At 66.8% G+C, this 21,008-nt stretch carries 19 protein-coding genes and 1 tRNA gene; 17 read left to right on the forward strand and 3 right to left on the reverse strand.

Annotation, left to right across the window (positions count from 1 at the left end):
• The first annotated feature begins 106 nt into the window (after nt 1–106).
• Nucleotides 107–2,083 carry a family 16 glycosylhydrolase gene (locus tag FE263_RS10255; protein WP_138325907.1) on the forward strand — a complete coding sequence of 659 codons (1,977 nt, stop codon included), beginning with the start codon at nt 107–109 and terminating at the stop codon, nt 2,081–2,083.
• 6 nt (nt 2,084–2,089) lie between these two features.
• Here FE263_RS10255 and FE263_RS10260 read toward each other — a convergent pair whose 3' ends face one another.
• Both FE263_RS10260 and FE263_RS10265 read right to left on the reverse strand, forming a co-directional pair.
• Nucleotides 2,090–2,665 (reverse strand): DUF4337 family protein, encoded by a 576-nt coding sequence (locus tag FE263_RS10260; RefSeq protein ID WP_138325908.1) that lies wholly within the window; start codon nt 2,663–2,665, stop codon nt 2,090–2,092.
• Nucleotides 2,666–2,718: 53 nt separating this feature from the next.
• Nucleotides 2,719–2,792: transfer RNA gene (locus FE263_RS10265), tRNA-Cys, on the reverse strand.
• A 261-nt stretch (nt 2,793–3,053) separates the two neighbouring features.
• Between FE263_RS10265 and FE263_RS10270 the strand changes: the two genes are divergently transcribed.
• The 8 genes from FE263_RS10270 to FE263_RS10305 all read left to right on the forward strand — a co-directional run bounded on the left by FE263_RS10270 (nt 3,054) and on the right by FE263_RS10305 (nt 11,147).
• Nucleotides 3,054–3,392: an STAS domain-containing protein gene (locus tag FE263_RS10270; RefSeq protein WP_138325909.1), complete on the forward strand. Its 339-nt coding sequence runs from the start codon at nt 3,054–3,056 to the stop codon at nt 3,390–3,392.
• Nucleotides 3,389–3,757 carry a response regulator gene (locus FE263_RS10275; protein ID WP_138325910.1) on the forward strand — a complete coding sequence of 123 codons (369 nt, stop codon included), beginning with the start codon at nt 3,389–3,391 and terminating at the stop codon, nt 3,755–3,757. The genes FE263_RS10270 and FE263_RS10275 overlap by 4 nt, the downstream gene beginning before the upstream one ends.
• Nucleotides 3,758–3,761: 4 nt before the next feature.
• A complete protein-coding gene (locus FE263_RS10280) occupies nt 3,762–5,825 on the forward strand; it encodes a chemotaxis protein CheA (RefSeq protein WP_138325911.1) in 2,064 nt (687 codons plus the stop codon).
• 24 nt (nt 5,826–5,849) lie between these two features.
• Entirely contained in the window at nt 5,850–6,383 is a 534-nt protein-coding gene (locus FE263_RS10285; RefSeq protein ID WP_138325912.1) for a chemotaxis protein CheW, read from the forward strand.
• A gap of 63 nt (nt 6,384–6,446) precedes the next feature.
• Nucleotides 6,447–8,699 carry a methyl-accepting chemotaxis protein gene (locus FE263_RS22810; protein WP_205880331.1) on the forward strand — a complete coding sequence of 751 codons (2,253 nt, stop codon included), beginning with the start codon at nt 6,447–6,449 and terminating at the stop codon, nt 8,697–8,699.
• 10 nt (nt 8,700–8,709) lie between these two features.
• On the forward strand, nt 8,710–9,558 hold the full coding sequence (locus FE263_RS10295; RefSeq protein ID WP_205880332.1) for a CheR family methyltransferase: 849 nt from the start codon (nt 8,710–8,712) through the stop codon (nt 9,556–9,558).
• A gap of 16 nt (nt 9,559–9,574) precedes the next feature.
• Nucleotides 9,575–10,117, forward strand: a complete 543-nt coding sequence (locus tag FE263_RS10300) for a chemoreceptor glutamine deamidase CheD (RefSeq protein WP_138325914.1) — start codon at nt 9,575–9,577, stop codon at nt 10,115–10,117.
• Nucleotide 10,118: 1 nt separating this feature from the next.
• A complete protein-coding gene (locus FE263_RS10305) occupies nt 10,119–11,147 on the forward strand; it encodes a protein-glutamate methylesterase/protein-glutamine glutaminase (protein WP_138325915.1) in 1,029 nt (342 codons plus the stop codon).
• Here the strand turns inward: FE263_RS10305 and FE263_RS10310 are convergent.
• The gene (locus FE263_RS10310) at nt 11,131–11,583 is read right to left on the reverse strand and encodes a hypothetical protein (protein ID WP_138325916.1); all 453 of its coding nucleotides are present in this window, start codon (nt 11,581–11,583) and stop codon (nt 11,131–11,133) included. The two genes, FE263_RS10305 and FE263_RS10310, sit on opposite strands and share 17 nt — an antisense overlap.
• Nucleotides 11,584–11,653: 70 nt before the next feature.
• Here FE263_RS10310 and FE263_RS22545 point away from each other — a divergent pair, with 70 nt between their 5' ends.
• From FE263_RS22545 to FE263_RS10345, 8 genes are all read left to right on the forward strand, one after another.
• A complete protein-coding gene (locus FE263_RS22545) occupies nt 11,654–12,298 on the forward strand; it encodes a hypothetical protein (protein WP_240759338.1) in 645 nt (214 codons plus the stop codon).
• Between the two features lie 533 nt (nt 12,299–12,831).
• Nucleotides 12,832–13,572: a PP2C family protein-serine/threonine phosphatase gene (locus FE263_RS22550; RefSeq protein WP_240759458.1), complete on the forward strand. Its 741-nt coding sequence runs from the start codon at nt 12,832–12,834 to the stop codon at nt 13,570–13,572.
• Between the two features lie 102 nt (nt 13,573–13,674).
• Complete coding sequence (locus tag FE263_RS10320) at nt 13,675–14,754, forward strand: methyl-accepting chemotaxis protein (RefSeq protein ID WP_138325918.1); 1,080 nt, start codon at nt 13,675–13,677, stop codon at nt 14,752–14,754.
• A 52-nt stretch (nt 14,755–14,806) separates the two neighbouring features.
• Entirely contained in the window at nt 14,807–15,112 is a 306-nt protein-coding gene (locus FE263_RS10325) for an STAS domain-containing protein (protein WP_138325919.1), read from the forward strand.
• A 54-nt stretch (nt 15,113–15,166) separates the two neighbouring features.
• A complete protein-coding gene (locus FE263_RS10330; RefSeq protein WP_138325920.1) occupies nt 15,167–15,937 on the forward strand; it encodes a protein-L-isoaspartate O-methyltransferase family protein in 771 nt (256 codons plus the stop codon).
• Nucleotides 15,938–16,058: 121 nt separating this feature from the next.
• A complete protein-coding gene (locus tag FE263_RS10335; protein WP_138325921.1) occupies nt 16,059–17,486 on the forward strand; it encodes a TolC family outer membrane protein in 1,428 nt (475 codons plus the stop codon).
• Nucleotides 17,487–17,490: 4 nt separating this feature from the next.
• On the forward strand, nt 17,491–18,261 hold the full coding sequence (locus FE263_RS10340) for a DUF2497 domain-containing protein (RefSeq protein WP_138325922.1): 771 nt from the start codon (nt 17,491–17,493) through the stop codon (nt 18,259–18,261).
• Between the two features lie 35 nt (nt 18,262–18,296).
• Nucleotides 18,297–21,005 carry a valine--tRNA ligase gene (locus tag FE263_RS10345; protein WP_138325923.1) on the forward strand — a complete coding sequence of 903 codons (2,709 nt, stop codon included), beginning with the start codon at nt 18,297–18,299 and terminating at the stop codon, nt 21,003–21,005.
• The last annotated feature ends 3 nt before the right edge of the window (nt 21,006–21,008 follow it).

The raw sequence follows: 21,008 nt of genomic DNA on the forward strand, positions 1-21,008 counted from the left end.
CGTTGACATCATAATAACGTAGCCCTTGTTTGTGCCGGTTCCTGTCCGGGTCGCCGCTCATCCTGGCGTCGCACCCGGGCCCTGCGCGGGACCGGAGTGCTTGCACGTGACGCTGAACACCTCGAATTTCTCCCTGGTCTTCGATGACCAGTTTGGCAGCGACCCGACCTACAACGCGGCGCTCTGGCCCGACCATTGGGGCAATCCGGACCAGTCCAGCTTCGGCAACGGCACCCTCACCATGACCGGCTATCAATCGCAGGGCTGGTCGCCGGTCGGCATGATGCAGACCGCGGCGGGTGCGCAGGCCGGCGAGGGTTACGGCCTCTACCAGTTCACCGGCTACGGCAACCCGAACCAGGGCGCCGGCGTGGCGGTCCTGATGTGGCGCGCGGACAACCAGTTCCTCCCATCGAGTGCGCCGGGGGTCGATAGCGAGATCGACCTGCTCGAGAGCCTCGACGGCAGCAAGACCGTGCTGTCCACCGAGCACTACTACGACGCGTCGTGGCAGAACGATGACGGCCAGATCTACCACACGATCGATGTCGATCCGTCGGTCCAGCACACCTATTCGGTCAACTGGGAACGCGGCAGCCTGACCTACTACATCGATGGCCAGGAATACTGGCAGGACACTTCCCACGTCCCGCTCGACGCGGCCGACGGCGGCTGCAACGAGGTGCTCGGCGCCGAGGTGCAGGGTGGTTCGTTCAACACCAGCACCAGCACGGTGCAGCTGCATATCGTCAGCCTGAGCTACAGCGCGCCGTCCGGCGCGGCCGCTTCGATGCCGACGATCAGCCTGACGCAGCCCGGCACCGTGCAGGAGCCGGGCAAGGGTGCCGGGGTGACGGTGACCGAAACGGTGACCACCAGCAACCAGACCGGGACGATCTACCTCGAGGTGCTGACCCAGACCGGCGCCACCGAGAGCGCCTTCATCCCGCTGACGCTCTCCGGCGGCCGGGTCAGTGCCGCAGTCCACATGGCCAACCCGGGTGACCTGATCCGGGTGGTCGACGCCGAGGCGACCGCCGATACGGCGGGTGTCACCATCACCGATGCACCGGTCGGGGTGGTGACGCTCGGCGGCGCCAGCCAGAGCTACGCGGCGCCCGCCGGCGCCACTGTCCAGGCCGGCAGTGGCGCCGACACGGTCGAGGCCGCTGCCGGCGACGTCACCGTCCTGGGCGGTGCCGGCAACATCACCTTCATCAACGGGAGTGGCGCCAGCGACGTCACCGCCGGCACCGGCGCCGCCACGTTGTTTGGCGGCGCCGGGGGCGGCAGGTATGCGGGCGGTAGCGGTGGCCACAACGTTCTGGTGGCGCAGGGAGCCGGGGGCAGCAACACGACGCTTGCGGGTGCTGTCGGCGGCGACGTGCTGTTCGGCTCTAACACCGGCAACAATGTCATGGTGGCGGGCGCCGGATCGGAGACGCTCGTCGGCGGGACGGGTGCCACCACCATGCTTGGCGGTGCCGGCAGCACCGTGATGTTTACCGGAAACGGGTCCAGCAGCGTCGTCGGAGGCAGCGCGGGCGGCGACACCATCATCGGCGCTGCGGGAGCCCTGCAGGTCACCGCACAGCATGGCGACGCTGTCTTCGGGGGGACCGGTGCGCTGTCCTTGACCGGCAGCACCGACGGTGCGGACTCCGTCATCGGCGGCAGCGGCGCGCTCAGCGTGACCGGTCGCGGTGCCAACATGCTGGTGGCCGCATCCTCGACGAGATCCGACATCGCCACCGGAAACGGGGCCAGCCTCATCTTCGCGAACGCGGGAGCGACCACGGTCAGCGGCGGCGGTGGCAGCCTGCAGGTCCTGCTCGGCGCCGGCACCGCCACCATCGACGAGGGCAGCGGGGCGGCAACCTTCCAGGTCGTCGACGGCCAGGCTGGCGGCACCGACGTGCTGCACGGCTTCAGGCCCGGCCCGGACAGCGTGAACCTGTATGGGTACAACGCCAGCCAGGTGTCGGTATCGGTCGCGAATGGGTCGACCCTGATCGCCCTGGCCGACGGCACCCGGATCCAGCTGGTCGGCGTGACCGATCCGGGCGCCGGCCTGCACGTCTGAGGCGGTTCAGAAGCTCCCGTACGACGGTGCCAGCCAGCCAAGCAGGGTGAGCGCGAGGCCGATTGCGCCGAGCGCCATCGAAGCGGCGAGCAGCATGCGCGACGAGGCGATCACCGAGACGGTGGCCAGGACGATCGCGAGTTCCAGCGCCGCGGCGGCATTGTCGTAGCTGTGCGTGCGCTGCATGGCGAGGTCGCGCTCAGCCTCGAAGTGGTGCGCCCGGGCGGCGACCGCCTGCTTGCCGTCGCCGGGATCCCGCTCGTAGTGGCTCTGCTCCTCGGCCAGCTGTTCCAGCACTGACCGGCGCGCGGCGGCGCCCTGAGGCGTCTGCGGTGGATCCAGCGTGGCGCCGAGTGCCGCGAGGTCGTGGGCGAGCGCCTGCCGGATCGACTTGCCCTGATACTGCGTCCAGGCATCGGCCGCGGCGATCGAGTTCTCGTTGACCCTGATCTCGGCATGCTTGGCGCCCTGCTCGCTGATCGCCAAGCAGGCTGCCAGCACCGCCACCAGCAGGGCCGCGTGCTTGTTGCCATGCTCGGCTGCATGACCGGCATGCTCATGATGCTCGAGTTGCTGTTCCATCGCGGAGGTGGCCTGTGCTGATGAGGAGCGTGTGGCCCGGATGCGGCAGCACCTGGAGGTCCGGGCGGGAATCGAACCCACATTCGCGGATTTGCAGTCCGCTGCATCACCACTCTGCCACCGGACCTCGGGGCCGGGCATGGGAGCCTGAAGAGGTGGAAAACCCACCCCGTCGACCCCGGCCTGCAGGCTATATCCGAGTTGTCGCGGTTAATCTAGGTGCTGACCGCACCTGCGGATCCGGGGTGGGCAGGACCAGATCTCCGGCCGGCCGACATCGACTGGTGCGTCCGGTGGTGGCGTCGGCCCGCTGACAACGCGGCGCGTCGTTAAGCAGATCGAAAGCATTCGCGCTCATAAGCGGGGATGCGGCGAAACGCGCCTCGACATGAGCACTGGGCAGAACATGCAGGCATCACAGACGCCGATGACATCCGGCGAAACCGGCAGTGGCGCGGTGCACCGGCTGCCCGTCTCGCTTGAACTGCCGGCGGCCGACGCGCTGCATGCCGAACTGCTCAGCAGGCTGCAGGCCGGGACCGACCTCGTCATCGATGGACAGGATGTCGAGGCGGTGTCCTCGGCCTGTCTTCAGGTTCTTGCGTCAGCATCCGCGAGTGCCGATGCGCGCGGCCAGGGCTTCCATCTGCAGACGATGTCGGGCGTGCTTGCTGAAGCAATTCGCAATCTCGGCCTTGCCGGGGCGCTCGGACTTGCGACCGCATGACCACCAAGCGGGTGATGACGGTCGATGACAGCAAGACGATGCGCGACATGGTCGGGTTCACCCTGCGCAGCGCCGGCTTTACCGTGATTGCGGCAGAGGACGGCCGTCAGGCGCTGGGGCTGCTCGCCGGCAATCCAGTAGACGTCATCATCACCGATCTGAACATGCCGGTGATGGACGGGGTCGCGCTGATCCGAGCGCTGCGTGCGGACCCGAGATGGCGCGCCTTGCCGATCCTGATGCTGACCACCGAGAGTGATGCATCGAAGAAGTCCGAAGGACGCAGTGCCGGCGCTACCGGCTGGATCGTCAAGCCGTTCAGCCCCGACAAGTTGATCGACGTCGTCAACCGCGTCTGCGGCTAGTGCCATGACCACTGGTCATTTCGATCACCTGAAGGCGACCTATTTCCAGGAATGCGGAGAACTGCTCGACAGCGCCTACGCGAGCCTGACGGCGCTCGATGAGGGACGGCAGGATCAGGACACCATCCATGCAATCTTTCGCGCCTTCCATTCGATCAAGGGCGGGGGCGGCGCCTTCGGCTTCGACCGCATGGTCGCCTTCGCGCACGTGCTCGAGACGCTTCTCGACCTGGTACGCGACGGCAGGATCGCCGCCGGCGCCCCGGTCATCGCCCTGCTGCTGCGCGCCACGGACGCGCTGAGCGACCTGGTCGCGGCGGAGCGCACCGCGATCCCGGCGCGCGAGGGCTTCGAGGACGCGCTTCTTGTCGAACTCGCCGCCTGCGCGTCGCCGGAACTGGCACAGGCGAACCCGATCGCACAGCCGCCGGCCCGGGAAGCGCCGCAGCATACGGAGGATGCTGTCCTGTACGAGATCCGCTTCACACCGCATGTCCTGCTCTATCGCAATGCGAACGAGCCACTGCTGCTGATACGCGCACTGAACCGCCTCGGCGAGACGACCTTGTGCGTCGATCTCTCCCGCCTGCCACCGCTCGAGCAGCTGGAGCCCGAGCATGCCTACATCGGCTGGACCATGCGGCTCTCGACCTCGGCCGGACCGGCTCGTATCGAGGAGATCTTCGATTTCGTCTCCGACCAGTGCGATCTCGTGATCGAGCCGGTCGAGGCCGTGGATCGCGGGCGCGGGACGCAATCCGCAGCCGTCGATACCGCGACCGCGCCGCCACCGCCGGCTCCCCGCCGTGGCGAGGCTCATGTTGCACCGACCACGGTCCGTGTCGACGTGCAGAAGGTCGATCGCCTGGTCAACCTGGTGGGCGAGCTGGTCATCAACCAGGCGATGCTGGTGCAGTTGGGCGCCCTGCTGCCACCCGATCTGTGCCCGGAGCTGGTTGGCGGCCTGGCGACGCTGTCGCAGCATCTGAGGGAACTGCAGGAGGGTGTGATGGCGATACGCACCCAGCCGGTCGGCTCGGTGTTCTCGCGGATGCCGAGGCTGGTGCGCGAACTCTCAGCCCAGCTCGGCAAGGATGTCCATCTCGCGATCGCTGGCGAAGGCACCGAGATCGACAAGACGGTGATCGAGCAGCTGGCAGATCCGCTTACTCATCTGCTCCGTAATGCGCTCGATCACGGCATCGAAACGCCGGAGCGGCGGATCGCCGCCGGCAAGCCCGCGCAGGGTACCGTGCGACTGACTGCCGAACATTGTAGCGGACGCATCGTGATCGAGGTCAGCGACGATGGTCGCGGTATCGACCGCGAGCGTGTCCTGGCGCGTGCGCGGCAACGCGGGCTGGTGCCGCAGGCCGCGACGCCGAGCGAGGAGGAGATCGACAACCTGATCTTCCTCCCGGGCTTCTCGACCGTCGAAGTGGTCTCGGACGTCTCCGGCCGCGGGGTCGGCATGGACGTGGTCCGCCGCAACATACAGGCGCTCGGCGGCCGCATTACCGTGCACTCGCAACTCGGCACCGGATCACGCTTCGTGCTGTCGCTGCCGCTCACGCTCGCCATTCTCGACGGCATGATCGTGGCGGTCGGCCGTGAGCGCTACATCGTTCCGCTGACCAACATCATCGAGAGCCTGCGGCCGAAGAGCGTCGACATCCACCCCGTGGTCGGCTGCGGCGAGGTTGTCGCCATCCGCGGCGATTATGTCCCGCTGATCTATCTCTCGCGGCATTTCGACATCCCGGGAGCCGCCACGGATCCGTCCCGCGCCATGGTGGTCGTGGTCGAGAGCGAAAGCTCCGGCCAGGTCGGACTGGTAGTCGACGAGTTGCTCGGGCAGCAGCAGGTAGTGGTCAAGAGCCTCGAGGAAAATTACGGCGCAGTCGATGGGGTCGGTGGCGCCACCATCCTCGGCAACGGTCGCGTTGCCCTGATCCTCGACGTAGCCGGCCTGCGCGGTGGTCAGATGCCCGCAACCTCCGGCGCGGGTCGCTCCCCGAACCTTCCATCCGCCCCCGCGTCCCCGGCCGCGGTCTCCACCATCCACTGACCAGAACTCAAGGGACGACTGATAATGGACCGTCCGACGTCACGAACCGGCCATCGCGGGGCCTCGAACGCCCCGGAGGCCGCTGCCGGCAACAGCAGCCAGTTCATCACCTTCACGCTCGCCGAGCAGGAATATGGTGTCGACATCATGGCCATACGCGAGATCAAGGGGTGGATCGAGACGACCTCGATCCCGCACGCTCCCGATTTCATTCGAGGCGTCATAAACCTGCGTGGCATCATCGTTCCCATCATGGATCTGCGGGCGCGCTTCGGCATGGCGCTCACCGAGCCGACGGCGATGCACGTGGTCATCATCATCACGCTCGGCACGCGCACCACCGGCCTGCTGGTCGATGCGGTCTCGGACATCATCACGGTGGCGCCTGCCTCCATCCGGGCAATACCGGAAATGGGGGCGGGCGAGCAGGAGAGCCTGCTGACAGGTCTGGTGGCACTCGACGACCGGATGGTGTCGCTGGTTTCTCTCGAACGGCTGATCGGAACCGGCGGTGCCGCCCCGCTCATCCACGACGGCATGCTTCTGGCCGCAGCGTAGGGCGGGGCACTCCTGTCAGGTTCTTTTTTGCCGTTCCGGCGGCTCGATCAGCGAAAGACAATCATGCTCAACGATAGCGCTCCCTCGTTCTTCAGCACCCTGATCGACCGGCGTGGCGGCCGTGAGCGCCGCGCGGCGGCGAGCGTAGAACTCAGCCGGCTGAACAGCCGGGAAGCAGCCCTCGAAGCGTTGCAGGCAAGCGTGATGCTGGTCAGCAACGACCTGGTGATAACCTACATGAACTCGGCCGCCACCGCCCTGATGCAGGCGGCGGAGCCCGAGATGCGCCGTGAGGTGCCGGGCTTCGATGCCAGGAAACTTATCGGCAGCAACGTCGACATCTTCCAGGGCAACCCATCCCTCCAGCGTCGGATGTCGGCGGTCCTGGAGGTGCCGGAAGAGGCGACCATCAAGCTCGGTACCCGTACCTTTGACGTGCGGGTGTCGTCGTTGAAGGAGAACGCGACCCGCATAGGCTTTTGCATCGAATGGTCGGATGCGGATGACCGTATCCGGTCCGTCGCCAATACCAGCCTGATCACGGCGCTCGGCCGCTCTCAGGCGGTGATCGAGTTTGCACTCGATGGCCGCGTGATCCACGCCAACGAGAATTTCCTCACGGCGATGGGCTATACGCTTGAGGAGGTTGTCGGTCAGCACCATAGCCTGTTCGTGGATGCTGCCTACCGGCAGAGCGCGCAATACAAGGCGTTCTGGGAGAAGCTTGGGCGCGGCGAGTACGATGCCGGCCAATACAAGCGCATTGCCAAGGGAGGCCGCGAGGTCTGGCTGCAGGCAAGCTACAATCCGGTCGTCGACGCACAGGGCAAGGCACTCAAGGTCGTCAAGTCGGCAACCGATATCACCGAGCAGAAGCTGCAGAATGCCGACTATACCGGCCAGCTTGCGGCCATCGGCAAGGCCCAGGCGGTCATCGAGTTCTCGCTCGAAGGGCGGATCCTGACCGCGAACCCGAACTTCCTCAATGCCGTGGGCTACTCGATCGACGAGATCCGTGGTCAGCATCACAGCCTGTTCGTCGATCCGGTCGACCGGCAGAGCGCCGACTACCGCATCTTCTGGGACAAGCTCGGGCGTGGCGATTACGATGCCGGCCAGTACAAGCGCATCGCCAAGGGCGGCGGCCACGTCTGGCTGCAGGCGAGCTATAATCCGATCATGGACATGAACGGAAAGCCGTTCAAGGTCGTGAAATACGCTACCGACATCACTGAGCAGGTGCGCGCCGCCGAGCTGCTTCGCCTGGCGGTGCAGCAGATCCAGGCCGTCGTCAGCAGCGCGCAGTCCAACGACCTGAGCGAACGGGTGCCGCTCGAGGGCAAGGCTGGCGACATCCAGGGCCTGTGCGCCGGAGTGAACGGTCTCCTCGACATGATGGTCGGTGTCGTCTCCGGCATCGTGGAGGCGTCGAGCACGATTGCAACCGGCGCCCGTGAAATCTCCATGGGCAATACGGACCTCTCGCAGCGCACCGAGGAGCAGGCTTCCAGCCTGGAGCAGACCGCCGCCAGTCTCGAGGAACTCACCGCAACGGTCCGCCAGAACGCCGACAACGCCCAGCAGGCGAACAAGCTGGCTAATTCAGCATCCGAGACCGCGATCAAGGGCGGCATCGTCGTAGGCGATGTGGTTCGAACCATGGAGGGGATCAGCCAAGCGAGCCGGAAGATCACCGATATCATCGGCGTCATCGACGAGATCGCCTTCCAGACCAACATTCTCGCGCTGAATGCGGCAGTGGAAGCGGCCCGCGCCGGCGAGCAGGGCAGGGGCTTTGCCGTCGTCGCGGCCGAGGTGCGCAACCTCGCCCAGCGGAGCGCCAACGCAGCAAAGGAGATCAAGTCGCTGATCTCGGAGTCCGGGGGGAAGGTCGAGTCTGGCTCGCGGCTGGTCGCGGCGGCCGGCCAGACCATGGAGGAGATCGTCCATTCGGTGAAGCGGGTCACCGATATCATGGCCGAGATCTCCGCCGCATCGAAGGAGCAGAGCGGCGGCATCGAGCAGGTGAACACCGCGGTCATGCAGATGGACAAGATCACCCAGCAGAATGCGGCATTGGTCGAGCAGGCGGCGGCGGCGGCGAAGTCGATGGAGGACCAGACCGACGGCCTCGCCGCCATGGTCGCGGGTTTCACCCTCGGCGACGCGGTGCGGCCCGTGCCGGTCGCACAGCATGGCCCGGTAGCACGCAAGTCCGCTCCAGCCGCGCGCGTGGCGCCGGCCGCCATGCGCCGCCCGGTGCCGCAGGCCAGACAGCCTGAGCGCAGCGATGCAAACGACTGGAAGGAGTTCTGAGGGCCAATTCGTGGTGGCACCGGCAGCAGTGGCGATCCAGGACGATCTCATCGGCCGCGAGGACTTCGACGCGATCCGGGCGCTTATGCACCGCATCGCCGGCATCAAGCTGAGTGACAGCAAGCGGGACCTGGTCTCGGGCCGCCTGCGTCGACGACTGGGAGTTCTCGGCTTGGAGAACTTCTCGCAGTACCGTCTGCTGGTCGACAGCCCCGCCGGCGACGACGAGCGACTGCAGATGATCAATGCCCTGACGACCAACCTCACCAGCTTCTTCCGCGAGGCGCATCATTTCGTGGCGCTAGCGGAGCTGCTGGACCGGATGCTCGCGACGGCTGAACAGCGCAGGCTCAGGATCTGGTCGGCCGCGTGCTCGTCCGGGGAGGAGCCGTATTCGATCGCGATGGTGGTTCATGGCGCCTTGCAGAAAGCCGGAGCCATGAAGCGCGGTTGGGACGCGCGTATCCTGGCGACCGACATCGACAGCAACATGGTCGACCTCGCGGCTGCCGGCAGCTACCAGGCTGAGCGGGCAGATGCGATACCGCCGCAGTTCGAGAGGCTCGTAAGACGCCGCCTGGACGGGTTGGTCGAGATGAAGCAGGCACTGCGCGACCTGATCGCGTTCAAGCGACTCAATCTTCAAGACAAGTGGCCGATGCAGGGCCGGTTCGACGTCATATTCTGCCGCAACGTGGTGATCTATTTCGACAAGCCGACGCAGCGCCAGCTGTTCGACCGGCTCGCCGACCTGCTTCAGCCGGATGGCTGGCTATTCATCGGTCATTCCGAAAGCCTGCTCGGCGTCAGCGACCGGTTCGAGAGCCAGGGCCGCACCATCTACCGCAAGATCCGCTGATAGCCAGCTCCGCCACATGAAGAAAATCAAGATCGGTCCCGGCGAACATTTTGTCACGCGCGACCCCAGCCACCTGATCATAACCGTGCTGGGATCCTGCATCGCCGCCTGCATCCGCGACCCGGTCGCCGGTGCCGGCGGCATGAACCACTTCATGCTGCCGCAGAGCGATACGGGCAACTGGGGCGATGCGAGCGAAAGCATGCGCTACGGCAATTTTGCCATGGAGCGGCTGATCAACGACATACTGCAGCTCGGCGGCGTGCGGCGCCGGCTCGAGGTCAAGCTGTTCGGCGGCGGACTGATGATGGCGGACCATGCGGCGATCGGATGCAAGAATGCGGATTTTGCCGAAGCCTATCTGCGCGCGGAAAACATGAGTGTTGCCGCGTGCGATCTGCGTGGGTTGCATGCACGACGCGTCGAATACCTGCCACTGACCGGCAAGGTCATGATGCTGCAGATCGAGTCAGCGAACAGCAAGGTCGCCAGACTGGAGCAGGGCTTTGCCCGAAGCATCCGCAAAACGCCCACCGGTTCCATCGAGCTGTTCGACTGAAATGGCAATACGGGTCCTGATCGTCGACGATTCGGCACTGATGCGCCAGCTCATGACGGAGATGCTTGCAAGCGATCCCGGCATCGAGGTGGTCGGTACGGCGGGCGATCCCTATATCGCCCGGGAGAAGATCAAGCTACTCGCCCCTGACGTTCTTACCCTCGATATCGAGATGCCGAGAATGGACGGGCTCAGCTTCCTGGAGCGCCTGATGGCCTTGCGGCCGATGCCGGTCGTGGTGGTCTCCACGCTGACGCAGCGGGGTACCGACATCGCCCTGCACGCACTGGAACTCGGTGCGGTCGATGTCGTTGCCAAGCCGACGCTCGGGGTGCGCGATGGCCTGCTCCTGTTGCGCGAGGAGCTGCTGACCAAGGTGAAGGCGGCGGCGCAGGCCAGACCGCGGGCGCGAAGCGAGCCGGCGACAAGGCTCAGACCGCGGGTCGACCCGCTGCTATCCGCGGCCGGACGCATCGTCGCGGTGGGCGCATCGACAGGCGGCGTCGAGGCGTTGCAGCGACTGCTCGTCGACCTTCCCGCAGACTGCCCGGCGATCCTGATCGCACAGCACATGCCACCCGGCTTCACCGCATCGTTTGCAAAGCGGCTGGACCAGATCTGCATGATGTCGGTCTGCGAGGCGACGGACGGCCAGGTGGTGAACCCCGGGCACGTCTATATCGCCAACGGAGCGCGGCATCTCGAGCTGACCCGCAGCGGTTCGCGATATTCCTGCCGGCTGCACGACGGCGCTGCGGTGTCCGGACATCGTCCTTCGGTGGATGTCTTGTTCCGGTCATTCGCCGATACCATCGGGTCGAACGCCCTGGGGATCATCCTGACCGGCATGGGGCGGGACGGCGCGGCCGGGCTGCTTGCGATGCGCCAGGCAGGGGCGCACACGCTCGGACAGAGCGAGGCGAGCTGCCTGATCTACGGGATGCCGAAGGCCGCGAAGGATATCGGGGCGGTCGAGGCGGAGATGTCTCTCGAGCATCTCGTCGGCGCCATCGTCAGGCAGTCTCGATGATCAGGCGGCGGCTGTGCAGGATGAGCACCGCGCAGGTCATCGCCAGCGCCGCTGTGTAGGCGACGACCAGTCCGCTGCCGCCGGGATGGTCGTGACGCACCTCGTGCTCCTGCGGCTGCCAGCGATCGTTCGGCTGGATCCACGCCCACGAGACGCTGTCACGCCGGCCGACCGAGAAATTGTAGCTTGGCGGCAGTAGCCCGATGGCATCCGTCAGGCTTGTGGACCAGCAGGCAAACGGTGGTGACGTGTAGCGCTGGTACTCGATGTCCGGATGCGCGACCTGCTCCAGTTCCGCGAGTATGTCAGCAACCACCGCGTCAAGGCGCGGGCAGCCCAAGCGCGCAACCTGTATCTCGTCGATGACGCTGCGCAGCCGCAGGTTGTTGGTTGCGTGTGGCGATGGGCGATCGAACCTCGTCGGGATGAGCGGCATCGCTGAGTCATGCGCCGTGGCCGGTTAACGGATCCTTAGCAAGGGCAGCCGTAGTCTGTTGAAGATGACGATGTTGGTTGAACCTCTCGCCCTCGAGGGCGCCCAGGGCACGGTATCCCTCGCCGTGTGCATTCGGCGCGGTGTGTGGCTTGTCGAGACTGGCGGCCCGCCGCCGCTCCATCACGCACCTGCCGTGCTGCTGGACGGCTTCGATGCTACCGAAAGTGCGGCGGTGTCGGTTACCACGGCGATCGCGCTGAAGGCGGATCTTGCGGCCAGCATCGCCGCCATGCTGAGCCGGGAAGGTGCAGCCATCGCGCCGCTCGGCATACTCGCCCTACACGAGATCATCCTGAATGCTGCTCTGCACGGCAATCTCGGCATGACGTCCGGACGCCTGTCGAAATGGTCCGACCTGGTTGCGCGCGAGGCATTGCTGGCGGACGCTCTCAGCCGCGTCGAGCTTGCCGCCCGCGTGGTGACGGTGGCGGTCGCATGGACGCCCGGGATCAGCGCCTGCGCGGCGGTGGCGGACGAGGGGGCGGGCTACCAGGTCGACGAAGCCGAACACGCATCGTCGCGTGGCAACCGGCGTGCCGCCGGGCGCGGCCTGATGCTGGCCCACGCCGGGGCGGAAGTCGAGATCCTGCATGGCGGCTGCTGCACGCGGCTTGCGTTTCGCGTGACCGATCAGAGCTGTTCGACATCATGGTGAGCGCTGCGCATGAGGCGCCGATCATCGTGCTTGACCCCGATGCAAAGGAGGGACGGCAGATCGCAGGTTGGTTGCGATCGGCCGGGCTGGACATGATCTGCACCGCGCGAACCTGTGACGAAGCGATCTTCATGCTCGGCAGGCGGCGCGCCGAGCTGCTGATCATCGGGGATGGCGTCTCTTCCATCGCCAGGCGGCGCCTGTTCGACCATGTCGCGGATTGCGGCCACGCGCTCGCGCCCAACGTCGTCTGGCTGCTGGAACCCGATAGCCGCGCGCAGAACGGACAGGATTTACGTCAGGCCCTTGGTCCCGCCGCGAACGCCTGCGACTTCGCGCCCACGCGCGACGCCGGCTCGTCGGTCATCGTCAGGCCACTCCTGGCGCAGGACGTCGTCACTGAGGTCGGCAAGGCGATGCGGCGTCCGGACCTGCTGGGTCGCATGGATCGCGGCCGCGACAAGGCGGCGGAGCATCTGGCGGCGGCAAGACGAATGCAGCTTGGTCTGCTGCCGACAGCTGATCAACGGATCATGCTGCAAGCGGAATGCGGCATTGGCCTGGCCGACTTCTGCCAGACTGGCGATGCTGTCGGCGGTGATTTCTGGGGTGCCTGGCCCACCGGCCGCGGCCGGCTCGCACTTGCTCTGGCGGATTTCGCTGGACATGGATTGAGTGCTGCGCTGAACACCTTCAGGCTGCATGCCATCCTGTCCGAGCGCACCCTGCCGCGCGCGATGCCGGCTCGGATGACGGGCCTGCTGAACCAGCGGCTGCATGATCTGCTGCCAATCGGCCATTACGCCACGATGATCTATGCCCAGCTCGACCCGGCCCGTCACAGGCTCGCCTGGTCCAGTTCCGGTGGCCCGCCTCCATTGTTCGTCGATGCGCACGGGGGCAGGACTCTCGAGGCGAGTGGCCTTCCACTCGGCGTGCGTGCCGGCGAGCGCTATAGCAGCAACTATGCGGATCTGCGCGGACCGGGCATCCTCTGTCTTTTTAGCGACGGGCTCTACGAAAGCGGCGCGGGCTCGGAGGATATCCCGACGGCGGCCATCGCGTCGGCCATGTCCGGAGCGGCCGCGATCGCCGCCGCCGGACGCCTCGAGGAGGCAGCCTCGAACGCCGTGCTCCAGCTCAATCTGTTGCGATCCCGGTATGGATGCCTCGACCATTCGGACGATGTCATGGCGGTCGCGGTGGCGCTCGGTCCTGCCTCCGGCGTCGAACCTCCCTCGAAGCAGGGGAATTTGTTAATGCCTGGGGGCTAGCATCCGGGATGACGAGAGGCGTCTTCGTTCCCGAAGGTGATCAAGGCCGATCGTCGGCACATTCATAGGAAGGACGATCATCGTGTGGTTCCCGAGACGATCATGATCAGGACTGCGATCGATCGGGATGCGACGCCGGTTTCCGATGCGGCGGCCATGATGCTTCAGAAATGGCTCGAACTTTCCGAGGTGGAGCGCCGCACCTTCGTCGCGCTGTCACGCGAGCTGATCCGGTCGTCCGATCTCGTCGAGGTCAGCACGCTCGACCTCAGCGAGCGATTCCAGGATCTGGCCGCCATCGCGCGAGGCCAGGTCGGACAGGTCGACAAGATCATCGGGCTTGCCAAGTCGATCGAGGTCGATGGCGAGGCGGTGCCCATCGAGGATGCCATGCATCAGGTCGAGCAGGTGCTGGTAAAGGTAATCGGCGCCATCCTGGCGGTGTCCAAGCATGCCATGCGCATGGTGTACGCGCTCGATCAGGTCGCCGGCGACATCGAGGGCTCCGAGCAGTGTGTCAGGCAGATCGACGCGATCAACGCGAAGACGCGCTACCTGGCGCTGAACGCTGCCATCGAGGCGAGCCGCGCCGGGGGTGCCGGCGGGACTTTCGGGGTGATCGCGCGGGAGATGAAGGACCTGTCGCAGGAGATCGCGACCATGTCGGGCGCGGTGAACGGCCGCATTTCGGCGATCCGCATCGGCATGCAGGAAAGCCATAGCGTGCTCCGGGAGATTGCGACCCTCGACCTGTCCGAGCACATCATGGCGAAACAGCAGATCGACTATCTGCTTGTCGGCATCATGGCGCAGAACGACGCATTCAAGGCGGCACTCGCCGATACCGCCCAGACCTCCGGCGACCTGACCAAGACCATCGGCCAGCTGATCACCGGCATGCAGTTCCAGGATCGCACCAAGCAGCATCTTGCCCAGGTGGTGGATGTGCTCGGCGTCCTGCAGGCGAACACGCTGGCCCTGCAGGAGGCGACCATAACGGCGGTCCCCCGTCTCGCCGGCGCCAGCGGTGTCGGCCACGACTGGGTCGAGCGGATCGTCGGCAAGCAGACCCTCGGCGCGGCCAAGCACCGCATGCTGACCCAGCTGCTGTCGGACCGGGACACCGAAGTGGACATCGCAGCCGAGGCGCCGGCGGAGGCGTCCGAGATCGAGCTGTTCTGAACCCGGCCGCGCCGCAAGGCGGACGGGAACCTGTGCATGAGGATGCGAGGCGATGAAGTTTACCCAGCAGAACACCCCGGAGGGCGCCGTCATGACGCTGGACGGCTCCTTCACCTTCAATGACTTCCGGGAGTTCGGAACGATGCTGGAGGCGCTACGGGCGCGACCCTCCTGCCGCCACACGCTGGATCTGAGCCGTCTGGAATTCCTCGATTCCGCTGCACTCGGCATGCTGCTGATTGCCGAGGATGAACTGCGCAGCTCCGGCTCGTCGCTGACCTTGCGCAAGCCGCTCGGCTCGATCGCGCGGCTGCTGGAGATGTCGGCGATGCACAAGGTGTTCAGGATCGAGCATTGAGCGCGGGCCGGCCGACGCTTTACGCGGCCCGGAGGCGACCGGTATGCTGCCCCCATGAAAACTCTGGATCCCGCACCGACAGCGCCTGGCGCCACGGCAACCGTCTGGCCGGCGCATATCGGCGCCGGCCTGCGTGGATCGTCCGATGCCGTGGCCATCCCGCCCGGTGATTTCCAACACCTCGTACAAGCCCGCAACCGTATGGTCGATACCCAGATCCGGCCGCTCCAGGTCAGCGATCCGCGTATCATCAAGGCGATGCGCGACATCCCCCGCGAGCGCTTCGTCCCGGCCGACCGGGTTGCCATCGCCTACGCCGACCGGGGTGTGCCGCTGGCTGCCGGGCGCGTGCTGACCGAGCCGCGCATCATCGCGCGCCTGCTGCAGGTCGCGGTGCCGCTGGGCGGCGAGCGGGCGCTGGTATTGGCCGCCGGCACCGGCTACTCGGCGGTCCTGCTGGCCCGGCTCGGCCTGTCGGTGGTGGCGCTGGAACAGGATGCGGCGCTGGCCGGGACCGGTGCCGCCCTGTGCGCCGAGCTGGCGCCGACGGTGCGGTATGTGACCGGCACCCTGGCGGATGGCTACCCGGATGCGGCGCCATACGACCTGATCCTGATCGACGGTGCGGTACGCAGCCTGCCGGACAGTCTGGCCGGCCAGCTGGCTCCGGGCGGCCGGCTTGCCACGGTCCTGTGGCCAGAGGGCAAGGTCGGCAGCGGCGTCCTTGCGGAACATTCCGGCCACAGCCTGAGGGCCCGGCAGCAATTCGACGCCACCACGCCGCTGATTCCCGAACTGATGGCGGCGCCACGCTTCAGCTTCTGAGCTGGTCAAGCCGCACGGCTGGGTGCGGCGATGCTGGCAGCGCCGTGTGGTTCTGTGGCAGAGATCTCCGGCAGGTGTTCGAACGCGCGAAGAATGAGCGCTTGGCTGACGGAAGGGCGGGATGATGGTTCGCACCGGGATTGGAGCAGGGCTCGCGGCGCTGCTGTGCAACGGCACGGCGCTGGCGCAGAAATATGACGGCACCGGTGCGCCGACCTTCATTCCGCATACGTTGCAGGAAGCGTTCGCCGCCGCCTACCTCACCAACCCGCAGCTCCAGGCCGAGCGCGCCGCATTGCGGGCGGTGGACGAGAACGTGCCGACCGCGCTCGCCGGCTGGCGGCCGACCATCACCGGCACCGCCGAGCTCACCTACGACAAGGGGGTCACCTCCTACGGCTCCACGGCTGGCCTGGGCGGCGGCACGGTGGACAATCCCGGCTACATCGGCGGCGTCACCATCAGCCAGCCGCTCTACTCCGGCGGCCGGACCACGTCGCAGACCCACCAGGCGGTCAACCGGGTGATGGCGGAGCGCGCCAACCTGATCGCGACCGAGCAGCAGGTCTTCCTGAACGTCGTCAGCGCCTATGTCGGCGTCATCCAGAACCAGCAGAACCTGCAGATCCAGACCAACAACGAGCGGGTGCTCGAAGAGCAGCTTCGCGCCACCGATGATCGCTTCCGGGTCGGCGAGATCACCCGCACGGATGTCGCGCAGGCCCAGGCCGCGCTGGCGACTGCGCGGGCGACCCGCCAGCAGGCCGAGGGCACCCTGCAGACGGCGAATGCGACCTACGTCCAGGTGGTGGGCATGCCGCCGGCGCCGAACCTCATTCCGCCGCAGCCGCTGGCCCTGCCGGTCCGCAACGAGCAGCAGGTGATGTCGGAAGCGGTCTCGAACAATCCGAACGTCATCAACGCCCTGTTCACCCAGGCGCAGCAGAAGGACGCGTTCGACGTCGCGATGTCGCAGTTGCTGCCCAAGGTTGCCGCCGAGGCTGCCTACAACCATGAGCTGAACCAGGGGATCAAGGGCTACACCGTCGACGTCAAGTCGGCCCTGCTGAACTTCACGGTGCCGATCTACCAGGGCGGCGCGGAGTATGCGGCGGTCCGGCAGGCACGGCAGACCGAGCAGGAGGCTCGTCGCCAGGTCGACGTCCAGCGCCGCACCGCGCTGCAGAGCGGGGTCTCCAACTGGGAGAACCTGATCGCCTACCGGGCCTCCATCGAGAGCAACCGGACCGCGGTGCAGGCGAATATCGTGGCGCTGGACGGTGTCGAGCGGCAGGCGATCGTCGGCACCAGCACGACGCTCGAGGTATTGCAGCAGCAGCAGACGCTGCTCTCGGCACAGCTCGCCCTGGTGCAGAGCCTGAGCAGCATGGTCACTTCGTCATACAGCGTGGCCTCGGCGATCGGGCGCCTGACCGCCCGTGACTTGAAGCTGAACGTGCCCATCTATGACGAAACGGCGTACTACAAGGCGGTCGCGGACCGGCTGTGGGGCCTCAACGACTACGCCGTAGGGCAACCGGGACGCTGATTCCTTGACGATCAAACCCAGAGATACGAAGCAGGCCGGCGAGACCTCCGGCGACGACGATGGATCGATGGACACCATCCTGGCCTCGATCCGGCGCATCCTGAACGAGGACGAGGCGGCGCCGGCGGAAGCGCCGCGGGACCGGCCGTCCGAGGAGGTGCTGATCCTGGACGACTCCATGTTGGCTCGTTCGCAGCCCGCAAGGCCGGAGATTGCGAAGCCCGACACGGTAAAGCCCCCTGAGACCAGACCTGAAGTGGCCAGGCCGGGGGTCGGCGCACCGGAAGCGGGTAGCGTGGACACCCGCACGATCGCCGCAGCCAGGCCGGAGCCGGAAGCGATCCGTCCCGAGCCGGTTGAACGGCGCGAGCCTCCGCTCTCCATCCCGCCCGTCCCACCGGAGTCGGCGTCGATCTCGCCGCCCGCGCTATCCTCGGGCTTCACGCCTCGCCTTGCTGGCGTTGCCAGCCAGCGCTCCCGGGCGGAGGACAGCGAACGCGCGGCACTCGAGGAACTGATCGCCGCGCGTACGCGAGCGGCAACCGAGCAATCGTTCGACGCCCTGCACGCTGCCCTGAAGCGCGAGGAGGCGGCCAACGCGCCCCCTGCGGCGCCGTCGCCGATGCTGCTGCGCGGCGGTGGTCCGAGCCTCGAGGACATGGTGCGACAGGAATTGCGCGGCTTGCTCAGCGCCTGGCTGGACGAGCACCTGCCGGGCCTGGTCGAAGCCCTGGTACGCTCGCAGATCGAGAAGATGGTTCGCCGCGGCAGCTGATTGGCCCGAAGTCGCTTATGGCCTAGCGTTGCGGCATGCTTGAAAAGACCTTCATCCCGGCGGACGTCGAAGCGCCGCTCTACTCGCTGTGGGAAAGTGCCGGTGCCTTCGCCGCCGATCCGGAGAGCGGCAAGCCACCGTTCGCGGTGATGATCCCGCCACCCAACGTCACCGGCACCCTGCACGCCGGCCACGCCCTGAACATGACCCTGCAGGACGTGCTGGTCCGCTGGCGCCGGATGCAGGGCCACGATGTGCTCTGGCAGCCCGGCACCGACCATGCCGGCATCGCTACCCAGCTGGTGGTGGAGCGCACCTTGCGCAGCGAAGGCAGCGGCCGTGATCAGATCGGTCGCGATGCCTTCATCGAGCGGGTGTGGGAGTGGAAGCAGCAATCCGGCGGCAGCATCACCCATCAGCTGCGCCGCCTCGGTTCGTCCCTCGACTGGGCGCGCGAGCGTTTCACCATGGACGAGGGCCTGTCGCAGGCGGTGCGCGAGGTGTTCGTCACCCTGCACAGGCAGGGCCTGATCTACCGCGACCGTCGGCTGGTCAACTGGGATCCGGAATTCGGCTCGGCGATCTCCGACCTCGAGGTCGAGAGCCGCGAGGTGCGCGGACATCTCTGGTACCTGCGCTACCCGGTGGCGGATGCGCCCGGCGAATTCATCACCGTCGCGACCACCCGCCCGGAGACCATGCTGGGCGACAGCGCCGTCGCGGTGCATCCCGAGGATGCGCGCTATGCGGCCCTCGTCGGGCGGCAAGTGGTGCTGCCGCTGACCGGGCGGCGCATTCCGATCGTAGCCGACGACTACTCCGATCCCGAGAAGGGTACTGGTGCGGTCAAGATCACGCCGGCGCACGACTTCAACGATTTCGAGGTCGGCCAGCGGCACGGCCTGCCGATGCCGCAGATCCTGGATACGCAGGCGCGCATCGTGCTCGACGACATCCGGGACGAGTTGCAGCCGGTCGAGGGCATCGCCGATCCGGCCTTCGTGCGGTCGCTCGCCGGCCAGGCGCGTGGCGCCGCGCGTGGTGCCATCGTGGCCGAGCTGGAGCGGCTCGGTCTGCTCGACCGCATCGAGGCGCATACCCACCAGGTGCCGCATGCCGAGCGTGGCGGCGCCGTGGTCGAGCCACGCCTCACGACGCAGTGGTATTGCGACGCGAGGCATCTTGCCGGACCTGCAGTCGCCGCCGTGCAGCAGGGCCGGATGCAGTTCGTGCCGCGGCAGTGGGAGAACACCTTCTTCGCCTGGATGCGCGACATCCAGCCCTGGTGCATCAGCCGGCAGCTGTGGTGGGGCCACCGCATTCCGGCCTGGTATGGCCCGGACGGCGAGGTCTTCGTGGCGCATGACGCACAGGCGGCGCAGGCTCAGGCACAGGCGCATTACGGCGTCCGTCCCGGGGAGCCGGCACCGGCGCTGACCCAGGATCCCGACGTGCTCGACACCTGGTTCAGCTCGGCGTTGTGGCCGTTCTCGACCCTCGGCTGGCCGGAGCGCTCGCCGGAGCTGGCTCGCTACTACCCGACCGCGGCACTGATCACCGGGTTCGACATCATCTTCTTCTGGGTGGCCCGGATGATGATGATGGGGCTGCACTTCATGGACGAGGTGCCGTTCCGGACGGTGTTCATCCACGGCCTGGTGCGCGACGAGCAGGGCCGCAAGATGTCCAAGAGCCTGGGCAACGGCATCGACCCGCTCGAGATGATCGACCAATACGGCGCCGATGCGCTGCGCTTCACCGTGTGCGCGATCACCGGCCTTGGGCGCGATGCGCGGCTGGGGGCGCGCCGGGTCGAGGAGAGCCGGTCGTTCGTGACCAAGCTGTGGAACGCGGCACGGTTCTGCGAGATGAACGGGGTGCGGCCGGATCCGGCATTCGACCCGCGCTCGGCACGGCATCCGCTGTCGCGCTGGATCGTGGCCGAGGCGCAGCACGCGGCGGCGGACATGAACGCGGCGCTCGAGGCATTCCGCTACGACGAGTATGCGCAGGCTGGCTACCGGTTCACCTGGAACCGGTTCTGCGACTGGTTCCTGGAGTTCGCGAAGCCGATCCTGGGATCAGCCGAGCATCCCGATGCGGCCGAGGTGCGCGCTGCTGCGGCGCACGTCTTGGGCCTGATCCTGCGCCTGCTGAACCCGATGATGCCGTTCGTGACCGAGACGCTATGGGCCGGGCTCGGCTATGGCGAGCGTGGCGGCCTGATACGCGCCGCATGGCCGGTTGCCGACCAGACGCTGCATGACGACACGGTTGCCGGCGAGGTCGACTGGGCGATCCGCTTCATCACCGAGATCCGCGCCGTGCGCGCCGAGATGAATGTGCCGCCCGCGCGTATGGCGCCCGTGCTGCTGCGCGATGCCGGCCCGGAGACGGTCGCCCGCGCTCATCGCTGGAGCGAGGCGATCGGGCGGATGGCACGGGTGTCCGAGGTCGGCGTACTGGAAGGCGTCATGCCGAAGGGTGCGGCGCAACTGGTCCTCGACGAGGCGACGCTGGTGCTGCCGCTTCACGGGCTCATCGATGTCGAAGTCGAGCGCAGCCGACTCGGGAAAGAGGATGCGCGGCTAGCCGACGAGATCGGCAAGGCGGAGCGCAAGCTGGCCAATCCGGACTTCGTGGCCCGCGCGAAGCCTGAGGTGGTCGATGAGATGCGGGCGAGGCTGCAGGGCTTCCGTAGCGACCGCGCCCGCATCCAGGCCGCCCTGGGACGGCTGGACTGACCC

Origin of the sequence: Lichenicoccus roseus, from assembly GCF_005844085.1 — a bacterium.
GTDB classification, from domain to species: domain Bacteria; phylum Pseudomonadota; class Alphaproteobacteria; order Acetobacterales; family Acetobacteraceae; genus Lichenicoccus; species Lichenicoccus roseus.

Coding starts and splice junctions, on each gene's coding strand:
- FE263_RS10260 (WP_138325908.1), bottom strand. CDS start 2,665: ATGGAACAGCAACTCGAGCATCATGAGCATGCCGGTCATGCAGCCGAG.
- FE263_RS10270 (WP_138325909.1), top strand. CDS start 3,054: ATGAGCACTGGGCAGAACATGCAGGCATCACAGACGCCGATGACATCC.
- FE263_RS10275 (WP_138325910.1), top strand. CDS start 3,389: ATGACCACCAAGCGGGTGATGACGGTCGATGACAGCAAGACGATGCGC.
- FE263_RS10280 (WP_138325911.1), top strand. CDS start 3,762: ATGACCACTGGTCATTTCGATCACCTGAAGGCGACCTATTTCCAGGAA.
- FE263_RS10285 (WP_138325912.1), top strand. CDS start 5,850: ATGGACCGTCCGACGTCACGAACCGGCCATCGCGGGGCCTCGAACGCC.
- FE263_RS22810 (WP_205880331.1), top strand. CDS start 6,447: ATGCTCAACGATAGCGCTCCCTCGTTCTTCAGCACCCTGATCGACCGG.
- FE263_RS10300 (WP_138325914.1), top strand. CDS start 9,575: ATGAAGAAAATCAAGATCGGTCCCGGCGAACATTTTGTCACGCGCGAC.
- FE263_RS10305 (WP_138325915.1), top strand. CDS start 10,119: ATGGCAATACGGGTCCTGATCGTCGACGATTCGGCACTGATGCGCCAG.
- FE263_RS10310 (WP_138325916.1), bottom strand. CDS start 11,583: ATGCCGCTCATCCCGACGAGGTTCGATCGCCCATCGCCACACGCAACC.
- FE263_RS22545 (WP_240759338.1), top strand. CDS start 11,654: ATGTTGGTTGAACCTCTCGCCCTCGAGGGCGCCCAGGGCACGGTATCC.
- FE263_RS22550 (WP_240759458.1), top strand. CDS start 12,832: ATGCTGCAAGCGGAATGCGGCATTGGCCTGGCCGACTTCTGCCAGACT.
- FE263_RS10320 (WP_138325918.1), top strand. CDS start 13,675: ATGATCAGGACTGCGATCGATCGGGATGCGACGCCGGTTTCCGATGCG.
- FE263_RS10325 (WP_138325919.1), top strand. CDS start 14,807: ATGAAGTTTACCCAGCAGAACACCCCGGAGGGCGCCGTCATGACGCTG.
- FE263_RS10330 (WP_138325920.1), top strand. CDS start 15,167: ATGAAAACTCTGGATCCCGCACCGACAGCGCCTGGCGCCACGGCAACC.
- FE263_RS10335 (WP_138325921.1), top strand. CDS start 16,059: ATGATGGTTCGCACCGGGATTGGAGCAGGGCTCGCGGCGCTGCTGTGC.
- FE263_RS10345 (WP_138325923.1), top strand. CDS start 18,297: ATGCTTGAAAAGACCTTCATCCCGGCGGACGTCGAAGCGCCGCTCTAC.